A 13,128-nucleotide genomic window follows, 5' to 3' on the forward strand; every position below is an offset into this window, starting at 1 on the left:
CGCTCATATGTCACATTATTAATCCTGCCTGAATTCAGCCACAGATCGAGAAGTTTCCTGGGAGGCCTGTACTTCCTGGCACCCGCCCTCCCCGTTACAGGATACCCGTGTCGAGGATCTGTTTCATTCCGTGTCACAGGAAAGAATGCGACTCGCTCCTCTCGGTCCCCTAGCACCTTGACTGCATCTTTCGAAATGAACCAATGGTTTCTACTCACGTCAACCCAGCCGGATATCTCCGACTCACAGAAACAATGACATTCGTCCCCTACGGGAATTACCCAGCACGCCTTTCTGTTCTTTGTTCCACTTGCGCTGCGGTGATACGTGAGTGACTTATATGAGCCGTCTGTACACGTAGTGAACATAATTCCATCCGATTCCACTCTCTCCTGCCTGCATCTTCTTCTTTTCACTTTTCTCCCTGGTGTTCACACGAGGCCGCATGCTCAACTGGAAGGATAGACGGCGGACGTGCTCCTCAACTCGGCCTTCCATGAATTCAATCCCGGTGCATCAGGGTCCGGTTCAATGGGTACAGCAGTGGACCACCGCAGCCGACCGCCAACAGCCATCAATGGCCGACCGACCAGCGCACTTGACCCGGACGACTCCCGGCCGAGAGTTCGGGACGAAGAGGTCCGTGCCAGACTCGTGCCAGATCGTGCGGGGAACCACGGGGAACACCGGTGAACCAGTCGCCCGCCCACCAGGTGCCGACGCCGCTCCGCCCCAGGTCAGCAAGCCAACGGTCCCCAGATCACCTCAGCTTCCCAAGCTGAGAGTGCGAGTTCGATTCTCGTCACCCGCTCCATATTGAAACCCCAGGTGGATGGCCTGGGGTTTGTTTGTTGTCTAGTCCAATTTGAGGGTGGCGTGCCCTCTGCGTGCCCTAAGTCGAGGTCTGGCGGCCTCCCCAGGGGCGCTCGGGCGCCACTTTGAGCGACTCGCCCTTCTGACGTCCCCAAGGCACCGCTCGCCTGGAACGCACGGAACGGCACCCGATCATCCTCACAGTCGAAACAAGACCCGACCCGGCCCATGGGCTGAAAAACGCCCAGCCGGCGGCAGGCCCGGCGGAACCTCCAAGATCGAGGTGTTGCGACGACCAGTCGAATCCGCTCCCGATGTGGAGCAGATACGGACCGGCGTCGCCGCCGTGCGCCGGTTCCGACCGCACGCTGTCGTCGGCATCGGCGGCAGCAGCCTCGACGTGGCGAAGACGATCTCGGTAATGGCCGCGCAGCCCAGCGACCCCGCGGAGTGCCTGCGCAACCCAGAACTGGTGACCGGAGTCCGGCAGTGCGCGCTGGTTCTGCTACCCACCACCGCCGGCTCCGGCAGCGAGATGACGCGCTTCGCCACTGTCTACGTCGAAGGGCTCAAGTACTCCCTGGACACCGACCAGGCCAGGGCCGACATGGTCATCGTCGACCAAGACCTGACCACCTCACTGCCGTTGCGGGACTCGGCGGTGAGTGGCCTGGACGCTTTGAGCCAGAGCATCGAGTCGTACTGGGCGGTGGCAGCGACGGCACAGTCACGGGAACTTGCCCGGTTCGCGCTGGAGAAGCTGCTGCCCGCGCTGGCGCGGGCTGCCGACACTGGTTCGTTCGCCGACCCCGGGATACGTAGCGACATGGCGTACGGCGCTTCGGTGGCCGGTTCGGCCATCGACATCACCCGCACCACTGCGGCACACGCCCTGTCCTATCACCTGACCGCGCGGCTCGGTCTGGCACACGGCACTGCGGTGGCACTGCACATGCCCTGGCTGATCGAGCGCCATTCCGCGCTGACCGAGGCGGACTGCCGCCACCCGGAAGGCGCCGCAGCGGTGAGGCGTTCAGTGGCAGACATCGAGGACCTGGCTCGGTCCGCTACCGGCGGCAGCGTGAGGAAGCTGGTGGAACGGCTACTGGTCCTCGGCCGCCAGCCAACCAGGATCAGGGAGCTGGCACTGCCCGCCACTCAATGGCGGGAACCCATGACCGCGGCTCTCACCACCGGACGGGCCTGGAACAACCCCTGTGCGCTCACCGAAGCCGATGTGTCCCGGCTGATGGTCTGAGGCGGACGAAACGGCCACCTGCCTGCCGACGGGTGGTGAGGTGAGGTGCGCGGCGGATCAGCTCCGCTGTCGGCAGTACAGCGCGTCGGGGGTGCGCGACGAGCCCACCCGGCCCGTGAGGGCGATCCCGGCCGCGTACTCGTCGTCCGCGCACTGGCCCTTGTAGTGGCCGCCCGCGAAGTCGCCGCCCTTGGGGGCCGAGCCCCTGTTGTCGCCGCGGTCGAACCAGATGGTGCGGCCGCTCGTGCCGACGATCGAGCCGGGGGTGGCGGCTGCGCACAGGGCGGCGGAGACGGCGGCGCCGCGGACGCTGTAGCCGGTCAGGAAGTGGCCGTCGGGGCACTGGAGTTTGGTGTATCCGGTCGCCCAGTCCCGGCCCGGTGCGACGTATCGCTCGTCGACGACCACCTTGTGTCCGGCGGCCGGGTCCCACACGGGGCCGGCGGACACGTCCGAGCACAGGCCGCGGTTGCCGGTGTGGCTGAGACCGACGAGGCGCTGGCCGTCGGGGCAGACGGCCTTGCGGGCTCCGGAGTCCCAGTCGGGCAGGGCACGCATCCGTCGCGACTGGACGAAGTCGCCGTGGTCGGGGCTGAGCATCGACCAGTCCGTCACCGGGGCGATGCGACCGGTGCGGCCCTGGGCCCCGACGAGCCTGGTCCAGGCGGTGGCACGCCAGTCGTCACCGTCGTACAGGCCCATACGGTTGCCCGCCGCGTCCCAGTGCAGCAGGGCCCAGCCGTTGCCGGTGCGGTTCTCGTGCCAGCCGACGAGCGGCCAGTACGCGAAGTCGGCGTCGGTGCGGATCAGGTGGTCGACGAAGTTCTCGAACCAGGCGCGCTGCCGGGCGCCGGTCTCCTCGCGGCCCCCGATACCGAACTCGCTGATCCAGACAGGGGCGGTGAAGTGCCGGTCCTGTTCGGCGGTGACGAAGAACGCCTGGCGGTTCAGTACGTCGATCAGTTCGGTGGGGGTCAGGTCGCGGTAGCGGGGGTCGGTGGTCTCGCCCGTTCCGGTGGCGCCGCTGTGGTTGGGGCCGGTGTAGTCGTAGAAGTGGGCGGAGTACACGAGCTTGCCGGAGTCGACGAGCGTGTGCGAGAGGCGGCGTACGGGTTCCAGGGTGGGCCGTTCGTGTGCGAAGCCGTCGACGGGGATGCCGGTCCAGTTGATGCCCTCGACGATGATCAGCAGATCGGGGTTGGCCTCCGTCAGGATGCGGTCGCCCACGCGCTGCGAGGCGGTGAACCAGTCGTGGTCGTCACCGAGGCCCCAGTTGGGGTCGTCCAAGATGTCGCGGCGCACCTCGTTGTAGAGGTCGGCGCCGACGACGCGCTTGTTGGCCTTGTAGCGGCGGGCCATGAAGAGCCAGTCGTTCTCCCAGGTCCCGGTGGACCGGCTCGCGTTCCAGCGTTCGTTGCCGTCGACTCCGCAGCACCAGCGGGTGGTGTTGGTGTGGTTGTTGAGGATCACGGCGAGGCCCGCGGCGGTGAGTTCGCGGACGACGGCGTCGTACACCTGGAGTGGGGTCCTGCCGCGCAGGGAGGGGTTGGCGGCGACGGCGTCGTCCGTGACGGGGACGCTGTCGTGGATCATCTCGTTGGAGAAGGGCAGCCGGATGCTGTTGATCCCGATCTCCCGGAAACCGGCGATGATCTCGGCCATGGGGGCGCGGTCCAGGCCGAGCGGGATCCGGCCGGAGTTCTCGCCCGCGTGGTGGTTGGCGTCCTCGTCCGCGCTTCCCGAGCCGCTCCAAGTGCCGCTGGCTCCATGCCAGTTGCCGGACCGCAGCTTGAAGCGGTCTCCGTCCGCGTCGACGATCCAGCGGCCTCGCGTGCTGAGCGGTGCCGTCCAGTCCGCCGCGGCGGACACGGCGGACACGGCGGACACGGCCTTTTCGGATGGAGTGACGGTCTCGGGGGCGGGATCCTGTGCGGCCGCGGGGAGAGGCGTCAGGGACACCAGGAGGAACACGGCGGCCAGCGTGGCTCTGACGAAGGATTCGCGCACGGTCACCATCCCGGAGACAGTGTTGTCATGGCGGCGTCATCATGGCGGACTGTGCGACAAAGGTCCAGTCCTGCACGTACCGCACCCGTCCCCGCACTCGACCCGCGCGAAGACCTCCGGAGTCGGACGGCCGACCCGGGCGGGTGTGCGTGCCGGTGCAGAGCTGACGGGGCGCCACCCACCGGTTGATGGCGACGGCCCGCCCGACACCGGGTTGTCCCCGCCCTGGTTGTCCTCGCCCTGGTTGTCCTTGCCCGGGTTGCCCCCGCGCGTGGGCCGACGGGCGGCCGTCGGCGTGGCAGACGTCATGAGGCCTCCGTGTTCTTCCGTGTCTCTTCGTCTCCGCGTCGCCCATGCTGAAGTCGCCCATGCTGAAGGGGCATCCGGTGGCGAGAAGCACCGTCGGTGCACCCAGCGCCGCGGCCGCGGCCGCCTGCTCGACGGGGTGTGACCTCCATCCGGTGCCGGGCTGCTGGATCTGCACGTCTTCGCCCCAGCCGCGGTGTGCCGTGCCCATCACGGGCAACAGCGGAGTAGGAGTTCTCCACGCGTCCGCGGCAGGTTCTCACCCCGGATGCTTGTCCTCGGTGCCGGGTAGTTTCTCCTATCGGGAGGGCGATGTGATTGAACTCGCTGAGTTGGTAAGGGAGTTGCGTGCGGAGCTCAACGCCGCGCTGGCGGACGGAGCGCCGGGGCCAGTGCGGTTCGAGCTCGGTCCCGTGGAGATCGAGGCGACCGTCGCCGTCGGTCGCCGCGGCGGGGCAGGCGGGAAGGTTCGGTTCTGGGTCGTCGAAGCCGGGGTCGACGGGCAGCGGGAAACCTCGCAGACCCATCGCGTCCATCTCACGCTGCACCCCAAGCTGATCGCTCCGGACGGCAGTCAGCAGAGTGTGCGCATCGTGGCGGACGAAGCGGAGGGCGAGCGCTGAGGACGGGTTCGCCAAGGGTGCCGTATCCGGCTCATCGGCATCCTGACGTGACTGTCCGCGGCGCCGTACCCTGGGTCGGCACCATCAGGTCGAGCTCGATGACAACAGGCGACGATCGGGAGGTCACGGGGGTGGAGGGGCGCAACGCAGCGCGGGTCAAGAACGAGTTGAAGGCCGATGTCGTCACCGTGCTGCAGGAGTCGGACTCCATGCGGCATCCGACCAGCATCGACCTGCTCGTGACCATGCTCGGTCAGGAACTCGGTTCGCCGGTGGACTTCACGCGAGGCGAGGTCCTCCGCCCCTGGCTGCTCAAACTCGTCAACTTCTGCGCCGAGTTCCCGGACGGCATGCCCTGTCTGCTGCGCTGTCTGCAGTACTTGGAGCAGAGGACCACCTCGGTCAACTCCCTGGGCCGTCTGGTGGACGAGTGGGAGGCCGCGAACTTCTTCGAATGGGCCGATCTCTATCCCTTACGGCCCATCCTGCAGGTGATGCGGTCGTCGTCCGACATGGCGGGGCTCGCCCGCCAGGCCAGCAGCTCGCGCATTCAGAAACTGCCTCCATGGTGCGACACCGGCTGGGCGGTGTTCCTGCATCTGGCGGGCAACAACTCGGCGACCAATGAGCCACCGGTGAGCCTGGCGTTCCTGGCCCTGGCAGCACGCCGGCTCATGGACGAGGGCAAGCCGGAGGTCGCCGAGCACGTACGCCGCTGGATCCGCGTGCTGGCCCGCACGTCGAAGACGGAAGACCTGATGGCCGAGTGGCAGGTCAGGGAGCCGCTCTCGGTGGTGTCGGACGCGTATCTCATGATCCAGCTGGAGCCGGACGGCGTCGACCCCGGCGCGTACTACCTCTCCCACTGGTGGCAGTCGGACACGGAGGGCTGGCATCCCGTCCCGGGTGAGACGCTGCATCTGCGCCGCGACGAACTGCCTTCGGAGGTCGAGAACCTCATCGAGCAGACCGAGGAACGCTGGTCGGACCTGCGACAGTCGATCGTCCTCGAGTTCATCCTGCCGTGGGAGCTGCTCGGCGAGCCGGTCGAGTGGTGGCAGAAGGAATCCCGATCGGACTCCCCCACGCCGCTGGTCATGGACTACAAGGTGGTCCTACGGAGCTTCGAGCGTCTGCGCCGGGCGGCCTGGCACCGGCCGTGGCACAACAAGTGGGACCAGCTGACCGAGAAGCCCGCGGAAAGCAAGGTGTACCAGGGCCAGCGGGGTGACTCGCAGTTCCATCTGGAGCGGCTGCTGAAGGCGGACAAGAGCACGGTCTGTCTGGTGCTCAGTGAACCGCCGGGCGGTGATTCCACCACCAGCCGACAGGAGTTCATGGCCGGCTTACGAGCCGGTATACCCGCGATGATCTGGCACCGCGGTGACTGTTCCGACCCCGCCTTCAAGGAAGCGGTCTCCGAGATCCTCCAGGAACGGGCCCTGGGGGGCCTGGAGGAGTGGTTCGAAAGATGGCGCAGCGAGGCTCTGGCCAAGGGGCCGGAGGGGTGGGGCAATCACGTGGGACGCCATCTGGCGATCCTGTTCGACGATCCGGAGCGGAGGCCGGGGCCTCCGGGGCCCGACCACGCATCGGTGCAGCAGTGAGCCCGGCGCGCACGGAGGTCACCGGCGACAGGGGGTGCGACGAAAGATGAGTCCTCGTGCATCCGGAGTGTGCCTGCATGCCCCCGGGACGAACCCGCGCGCCGTCGGCATGAACCAGTGCGCGTCCATCGACCCGAACCGGTTCCACCTCGGTCCCCCCGCCACTAGGGTGCTCTTGCACGCGTGTCGCATGAACCCATCCGCGCACTCGCCGTGCTTGTTCAGGAAACTGATGGACTGCAAGGCTTTGCTCGTGGATGTCACGCATACCCGGGGTCTGCGCGACTCCGCTCCCCTCACGCCGTCACACCGACGCCTTGAGAGTCCCCATGCACGATGACGACGGTCAGCGACCGGCACAGGCAGCGCGGGCACGGCGTGAGGCAGCCCATGTCCTGAGCCGTCTGGGGCAGCCGGACGGATCGGAGCCCGCCGAGGCGGTCCTCGTCGTCGACACCTACTCCTCCATGAAGGTGTGGACCCAGGTCGTCGACGACCTGGTGGAGGAGTTACGGCGGGCCGGCGATTTCGTCCGGGTGAGTGTGGTGCCCTTGCGGGGAACCGACGAGACGGACCCGGCACGGGTGACCAACAGGGATCCGCTCAGGACCGTCCCCTCGCACGCACGCCGGATGGTGCTGGTCCTCACCGACGGGCTGGCGGCCGGCTGGCGGCTCGGGACCCTGGAGCCGCTGCTGCGCGACTGGGGCCGTTCGTGCCCGGTTGCCCTGGTGCATCTGCTCCCCCAGCATCTCTGGTACCGCACTGGCCTCGACGTCTCCCGTGTCCGGATCCGCGCTCCCCACGCGTGGGCGCCCAACAAGGACTGGACATGGCTGGAGCGGGACGCCCGGGCCGCCTCGGAGGAGCCCGACGAGTCCGGGGCCGCCCCGGTGCTCGTACCGGTGCTCGCCTTCACCGATCGCTGGGCCAAGGCACTGCTCCGTCTGGTCGCAGGACCCCAACCCGAGTGGCTGGATCTGTCCGCGGTCCAGGCGCGGGAGTGGAAGCGTCGGCCGGACGCGGCACGCGCGCTGCCCTGGGCCGAGGGCACACCCGACCCGCGCGGCACGATGCCGCCCACGGCACGCGTCTCCGATTTCCGCGCCGCCGCCAGCCCCACCGCATTCGCACTGGCGACACGCCTGGCGGCGGCCCCCTCGAGCCTGCCCGCCATCCGCGCGGTCGTCGCCGCCACCCCGGACGCGGGCCCGGTCCATGTCTCCGAGCTGCTGATGAGTGGCCTGGTCCGACTCACCCGAACGGACGGCGAGGGCCCGGCGGACCTGATCTGCACCTTCGCCTCCGGCATCCGCGAGGAGCTGCTCGCGCTGGGCCGACGCAGCGACACCACCCGCATCCTGCGCGAGATTCGCGCGTTGTTCGCAGGGGACCCGGCGACCAGCGATCTTCTGCCGTCCCCGGCAACCCCCCTGGACAGCAGGGAGAAGCCAAGCGTCACCCACCGCAACGTCGCCTTCCTGCGCGTGGAGCTGACCGCTCTGCGTGCCTTGTCGGGCAGGTACACACACCGCGCCGCCCTGCTTGAGGAGGCGCTGAGCAAGCACGATCGACGCCGTGCCGCCAATCTGGACACAGACATAAAAAAACGGACCGCGAGCGCACCGTCCGTCATACCCCCGGCCGAGACCGGGCGCGATACCGCGTCCTCTCCCCCGACCGCATCCGAAGGAGCGTCCCGTATGTCGACAACATCCCAGCGCGTGGAGGGGGACCGCACCGCACAGCCACGCGTCTGGGGAAATCTACCGCCGCGTAACTTCAACTTCACCGGCCGGGGTGGCCTGTTGGAGCTGCTCGACCAACGTCTGCGGGAGGGCACGACGGCTGTGCTGCCCGAGGCGCTGCACGGTATGGGCGGCGTCGGGAAGACCCAGCTGGCCATCGAGTACGCATACCGTCATCAGAGCGAGTACGACGTCGTCTGGTGGATCCCCGCGGAGCGGCCCGGCCAGATCGCCCAGGCCCTGGTGGAACTGGCCCAGCGGCTCGGGCTGGTCACCTCGACCGAGGCCAACATCGCGATCCCCGCGGTCCGGGAGGCGCTGCGCGAGGGACGGCCGTACGACCGCTGGCTGCTGATCTTCGACAACGCCGACAGTCCGGAGCAGGTCCGCCACTACTTTCCTCCAGGCGGAGAGGGCACCATCCTCGTCACCTCCCGCAACCGCCGCTGGGGTCAGGTCGGCCGCTCGCTCGAAGTGGACGTGTTCTCCCGCGAGGAGAGCAAGGAACTCCTGCGCCGCTCCGGTCCGCCGCTGGAGGACGGCGAGGCCGACGCGCTCGCCGAGGCGCTGGGCGACCTGCCCCTGGCCCTGGAGCAGGCCGCCGCCTGGCGGTTGGAGACCGGTATGCCCGCCTCCGAGTACCTGCGCCTGTTCGAGAGCAAGCGGGTGGAACTGCTCGAAGTCGCGCCGCCGCCGGACTACCAGTTGCCCGTCGCAGCCGCGTGGAACGTCTCCCTGGACCACCTGGAGACCCGCAGCCCGGCAGCGCTGCAACTGCTCCAGATGTGCTCCTACTTCGCGCCGGACCCCATTTCCCGGTCGATCTTCTCCGGCCTGGGCAACAGCCGCATCTCTCCGGCACTCGACGCGGCGCTGAACGACCCGATGAGGCTGTCGCGCGCGATAAGGGAAGTGAACCGTTACTCGCTCGCGCGCATAGACCACCGCACGAACTCCCTCGAGATGCACCGCCTGGTGCAGCTGGTCCTGCAGAACCGCATGTCCCCAGAGGAGCGCTTCCGTATGCGCCAAGGCGCCCATACCCTGATGGCCGCCTCCGACCCGAAGGCTCCCGCCGACCCGACGAGCTGGTCCCGGTACTCGGAGCTGTACAGCCATGTCATCGCCTCCGAGGCCGTCAAGTCCGACCAGCCCTGGGTACGCCAGCTGGTGCGGAACATCGCCGAGTACCTCTACTACTGGGGGGACCACGAGCTCTCGCTCGAGTTCTCCGAGCAGGCCTGGAAGGTGTGGAGCGACATCTTCGGCGAGGAAGACCAGCAGACGCTTCTGATGGGGCAGTGGCTGGGCTTCGTGACCTGGGCGGTGGGCAGGTTCGACGAAGCCGCCCGGCTGGCGGCCGATCTCAAGCGGGTCTACGAGCGCACCGCTCCCGCCGACGGTGACGACACCCGTGAGGACGCGCTCGACGCGCTTCAGTTCGAGGCCGCCGTACGCCGCGCCGAGGGCAGGTTCGCGGCCGGCGCCGAACTGGACCGGATCGCCTACGAGCGGGCGCGCAGGGCCTTCGGCGAGGATGACCCGACCACGCTCAACATCGCCCACAACGTCGCGGTGAGCCTGCGCCTCACAGGTGAGTTCCGCGAGGCCCTGGAACTCGACCGCCGCACTCTGGACCTGAAACGCCGTCTGTTCAGCGAGGACGACCGACGGATCCTGATCACCGAGTACAACCTGGCCGTCGATGTGCGCGAGACGGGCGACTACGTCGGCGCGCGCGAGCTGCACGAGTCCGTGCAGGAGGCGTACCGGGAGGCGTTCGGGCTCGAAAACCCCTCCACGATCGAGGCGGTGCGCCAGCTGAGCGAGTCCTGCCGCAAGGAGGGCGACCATGTGCGCTCGCTCGAGCTGGCAACCGACGCACACGCCCAGTTCGGGCGCCGCTACCCCGAGGCGCATCCCCGTTCGCTGGCCGCCGCGCTGACCCTCTCGGTCGCGCTGCGTCAGAACGGCGACCTGGAGGCGGCCCGGACCCGCGGCCTCAAGGCCTGCGACGGGTACCGGCAGGTCTACGATCCGCGCCACCCGCACGTCCTGTCCGCTGACGTCGACCTCGCCGTCACACTGCGGCTGCTCGGTATGGCCGAGGAGGCGCACCGCCTGGACGAGGCGGCGCTGGTCGCCCTGACCGACCGGCTCGGCGAGGGCCATCCACTGGCCCTGGTCTGCGCCATCAACCTGGCCAGCGACCGGGCCGCGCTCGGCAGGCACGAGGAGGCTCGGCGCGGCGGCGAAGCCACGCTGGAACTGTGCCGGATCACCTTCGGCGAGGACCACCCCACCACGCTGGCCTGTGCGGGGAACCTGGCCCTCGACCTCATCGCGGCCGGTGCCGAGGAACAGGGCCACTTGCTGCGCGAGGACACCCTGGAACGTATGGAACGCGTTCTCGACGACCCTCGTCTGCTGCGCGCCTCGGGCACTCCGCACCCGGCCACCGTGCAGTTCAGGGGGGGTGAGCGGGCCAACTGCGACATCGACCCACTGCCGCTGTGAGCAAGCGGCGCACACGAGGGCTCCGCGACCGGCTCTCGCTCGGTCCGGTGCACGGGGCCGTCCCGTCGGTCGAGGAATCCCGCGTCCCGTCGGTCGAGGAGCCCCGCCGGTCACCCTGAGCGGCGCCGGGTCCCCTCTCCCTCGGCGAGCCCCTCAGCGAGCCAGGCCGCCAGCCGCACCGGGTCGGCTCCGCGGCCCGTCATCGCTTCCAGGGCGTCCTGGACGGCGCGGGCCCGCTCCGGGAAACGGAGCAGGAGCCGGGCGGCCGGAGCCTGGTCCGGCGGCAGGGAGCGGCCCAGGCCCACCCACGCGGCGACCGGGGCGCCCTTGGCGGACAGGTGGGCGGTGAAGGCGGCGTAGGCCGCGGCGCGGTCGCCGCGGGCGAGCAGGACGTCGGCCTCGTCGGCGCCCTCCACCCCGCCCGCGCCGGCCAAGTGCCGCCAGTCGCCGTCCGGATCGGTGAGGACGTGTCTGGTCAGGACGGCCGCGCCGTCCAGGAGCCGTACCTCGGTGTCGGGGACGACGGAGGGTGCGTCCTGAAGCGCGGCCGGAGGCCGGTTGTCGCCCCGTTGCCAGGCCCGTACGGCCTGCTGCACCGCGTGGGCGGGCGGCCGCAGATGGTGGGCGCGCCAGCGAGCCCGGTGGTCGGCGGCGGCTTCCTCGGCCAGTCGCAGCTCGGCCGCCGGCACCTCGTCGGCCAGCCATCCCTCCAGGCACTCGCCCAGTTGTTCCAGGACACGCCGGCCGAGGGGGGTCAGCCGGTCGCAGTCGCGCACCTCGCTCAGCGTGGCCCACACCTGGGTGCGCCACAGCGCGAACTCGAAGTGGGCCAGTGGGGAGTGGGCGGTGTCGGCTGCATGCCGGTGCGTGCGCCAGAAACGGGTCACGCCGTGGAAGGCGTAGATGCCCTGCATCAGTCCGCCCAGCGGGCGGGGGTCGTCACGCCAGGGGGCGTAGAACAGCCGGCCGTCGGTGGCCGGTTCGCTCAGTGCCCCCAGATGCATCAGTCCGCCCAGCTTCGTGTGCTGGAACTCGTGCACCAGAGTGGCGGCGAGCTGCGCGGGGTCGTCCGGCAGGGACGCGGTGATTCCACCGAAGGCGTCACCGGCCGTCCCGCTATACGGCCGAAACCTTTCTCTGGTCGGGGTCGGTGCGACCGACATCAGCCCCAGCCGCATCGCCTCGGCGCTCACCGGCTCGTCGCGCAACAGCATCTCCCAGGCACCGGCGAGCAGCGACTCCCACTCCGCCGCCTCCGCCGCGGACAGCAGCCGGGGTTCGCTCGGCCGGGGGAAGGTGCGGTAGGGATCGAGTTCGTCCAGCACGAGTTCCTTCGCGGTCGCGCCGACTCCGAGCCTCAGCCGACGCACCGGGAGCCACGTCGGCCCGCGCCCGTCCCGTACCGGATCGACCTCGGCCTCGCCGGCCGCGCCCGCGATGCGCACCCGGCCCGCGCCGGCCACGACCCGTGCCGTGCTCCAGGTCTCCGACGCCGGGAGCCGGGCGCACCCGAGCGTCGGCAGCGGCACCAGGCCGCGCCGCACCGGAACGGTGATGTCGAAGTCCAGGCCGGCCCGTATCCCCGCGGCCGCGGCGAGCGCCGTCAGATGTCCGGCGACCACCCACAGCGGGGCGTCCTCGTAGGAGCGGCCTCTGATCCGGCGCAGGGCGAGGGACACCCACATGCCGGTGGTCGGAGCCATCAGAACGCTCTCGAACACCTCGGGTGCCTGCCGCTGGACGCGTTCCAGCAGTGCCCACGCCTCGGCATACGGCATGGTCACGTCTTCGTCCGGAAGGTCGCGGGCGAGTCCGTCGTCCAGCGCCCGCAGCAGCAGGAGGCGGCGGCTGCGCTCCGCGCCGAGCAGTTCGCCGACCGCCGCGGCGTCGCCCTCGCCACGCGCGAGTGCCAGGGCTACGACGGCCGAGAGCCGGTGGAAGGGCAGACGGTTCCCTGATGTCGTGGCGTCAGCGGCCACGGGTCCTCCACCGCACCCTGCCGGTCCCCTCGATCGAGTCAGTCGAAGCGGGACGGGTTGTACGACACCGTGATGGCCTGTGGGCCGTCGATGTGGTGCAGCAGGTCGCCCAGCGACTCGGCGACGGCCGTGTCGTCCATGGAGCGCAGCGCCTCAAGAGAGACTCCCGAGAGATCGACGAGACCGGACTCGACGGCAGGCATCGGTTCCTCCACGGCTGCCAAGTCCCCTTCCATGCCCATGAGTCGGCGCTCCCAGTCCTTCAACCAT

At 69.3% G+C, this 13,128-nt stretch carries 7 protein-coding genes; 4 read left to right on the top strand and 3 right to left on the bottom strand.

Annotated features, from left to right (window positions below; translation table 11 throughout):
- Window positions 1–1,096: 1,096 nt before the first annotated feature.
- Entirely contained in the window at window positions 1,097–2,071 is a 975-nt protein-coding gene (locus tag ACTWQR_RS29850) for an iron-containing alcohol dehydrogenase (RefSeq protein WP_443230298.1), read from the top strand.
- 57 nt (window positions 2,072–2,128) lie between these two features.
- On the opposite strand, the gene ACTWQR_RS29855 is transcribed toward ACTWQR_RS29850, so the two are convergent.
- Entirely contained in the window at window positions 2,129–4,087 is a 1,959-nt protein-coding gene (locus ACTWQR_RS29855) for a glycoside hydrolase family 5 protein (protein WP_443230299.1), read from the bottom strand.
- 611 nt (window positions 4,088–4,698) lie between these two features.
- Between ACTWQR_RS29855 and ACTWQR_RS29860 the strand changes: the two genes are divergently transcribed.
- From ACTWQR_RS29860 to fxsT, 3 genes are all read left to right on the top strand, one after another.
- Window positions 4,699–5,007, top strand: a complete 309-nt coding sequence (locus ACTWQR_RS29860; protein WP_443230300.1) for a trypco2 family protein — start codon at window positions 4,699–4,701, stop codon at window positions 5,005–5,007.
- A 98-nt stretch (window positions 5,008–5,105) separates the two neighbouring features.
- The gene (locus ACTWQR_RS29865; protein ID WP_443230301.1) at window positions 5,106–6,614 is read left to right on the top strand and encodes a VMAP-C domain-containing protein; all 1,509 of its coding nucleotides are present in this window, start codon (window positions 5,106–5,108) and stop codon (window positions 6,612–6,614) included.
- 329 nt (window positions 6,615–6,943) lie between these two features.
- Window positions 6,944–10,879, top strand: coding sequence for an FxSxx-COOH system tetratricopeptide repeat protein (fxsT, locus tag ACTWQR_RS29870; protein WP_443230302.1), 3,936 nt, complete (start codon window positions 6,944–6,946; stop codon window positions 10,877–10,879).
- Window positions 10,880–10,989: 110 nt separating this feature from the next.
- On the opposite strand, the gene ACTWQR_RS29875 is transcribed toward fxsT, so the two are convergent.
- Window positions 10,990–12,858, bottom strand: a complete 1,869-nt coding sequence (locus ACTWQR_RS29875; RefSeq protein WP_443230303.1) for an HEXXH motif domain-containing protein — start codon at window positions 12,856–12,858, stop codon at window positions 10,990–10,992.
- 38 nt (window positions 12,859–12,896) lie between these two features.
- Window positions 12,897–13,061 carry a hypothetical protein gene (locus ACTWQR_RS29880; RefSeq protein WP_443230304.1) on the bottom strand — a complete coding sequence of 55 codons (165 nt, stop codon included), beginning with the start codon at window positions 13,059–13,061 and terminating at the stop codon, window positions 12,897–12,899.
- Window positions 13,062–13,128: the final 67 nt, after the last annotated feature.

The organism is Streptomyces sp. 2A115 (assembly GCF_052245575.1).
Taxonomy (GTDB): Bacteria; Actinomycetota; Actinomycetes; order Streptomycetales; family Streptomycetaceae; genus Streptomyces.

Coding starts and splice junctions, on each gene's coding strand:
- ACTWQR_RS29865 (WP_443230301.1), top strand. CDS start 5,106: ATGACAACAGGCGACGATCGGGAGGTCACGGGGGTGGAGGGGCGCAAC.
- fxsT (WP_443230302.1), top strand. CDS start 6,944: ATGCACGATGACGACGGTCAGCGACCGGCACAGGCAGCGCGGGCACGG.
- ACTWQR_RS29880 (WP_443230304.1), bottom strand. CDS start 13,061: ATGCCTGCCGTCGAGTCCGGTCTCGTCGATCTCTCGGGAGTCTCTCTT.
- ACTWQR_RS29855 (WP_443230299.1), bottom strand. CDS start 4,087: ATGGTGACCGTGCGCGAATCCTTCGTCAGAGCCACGCTGGCCGCCGTG.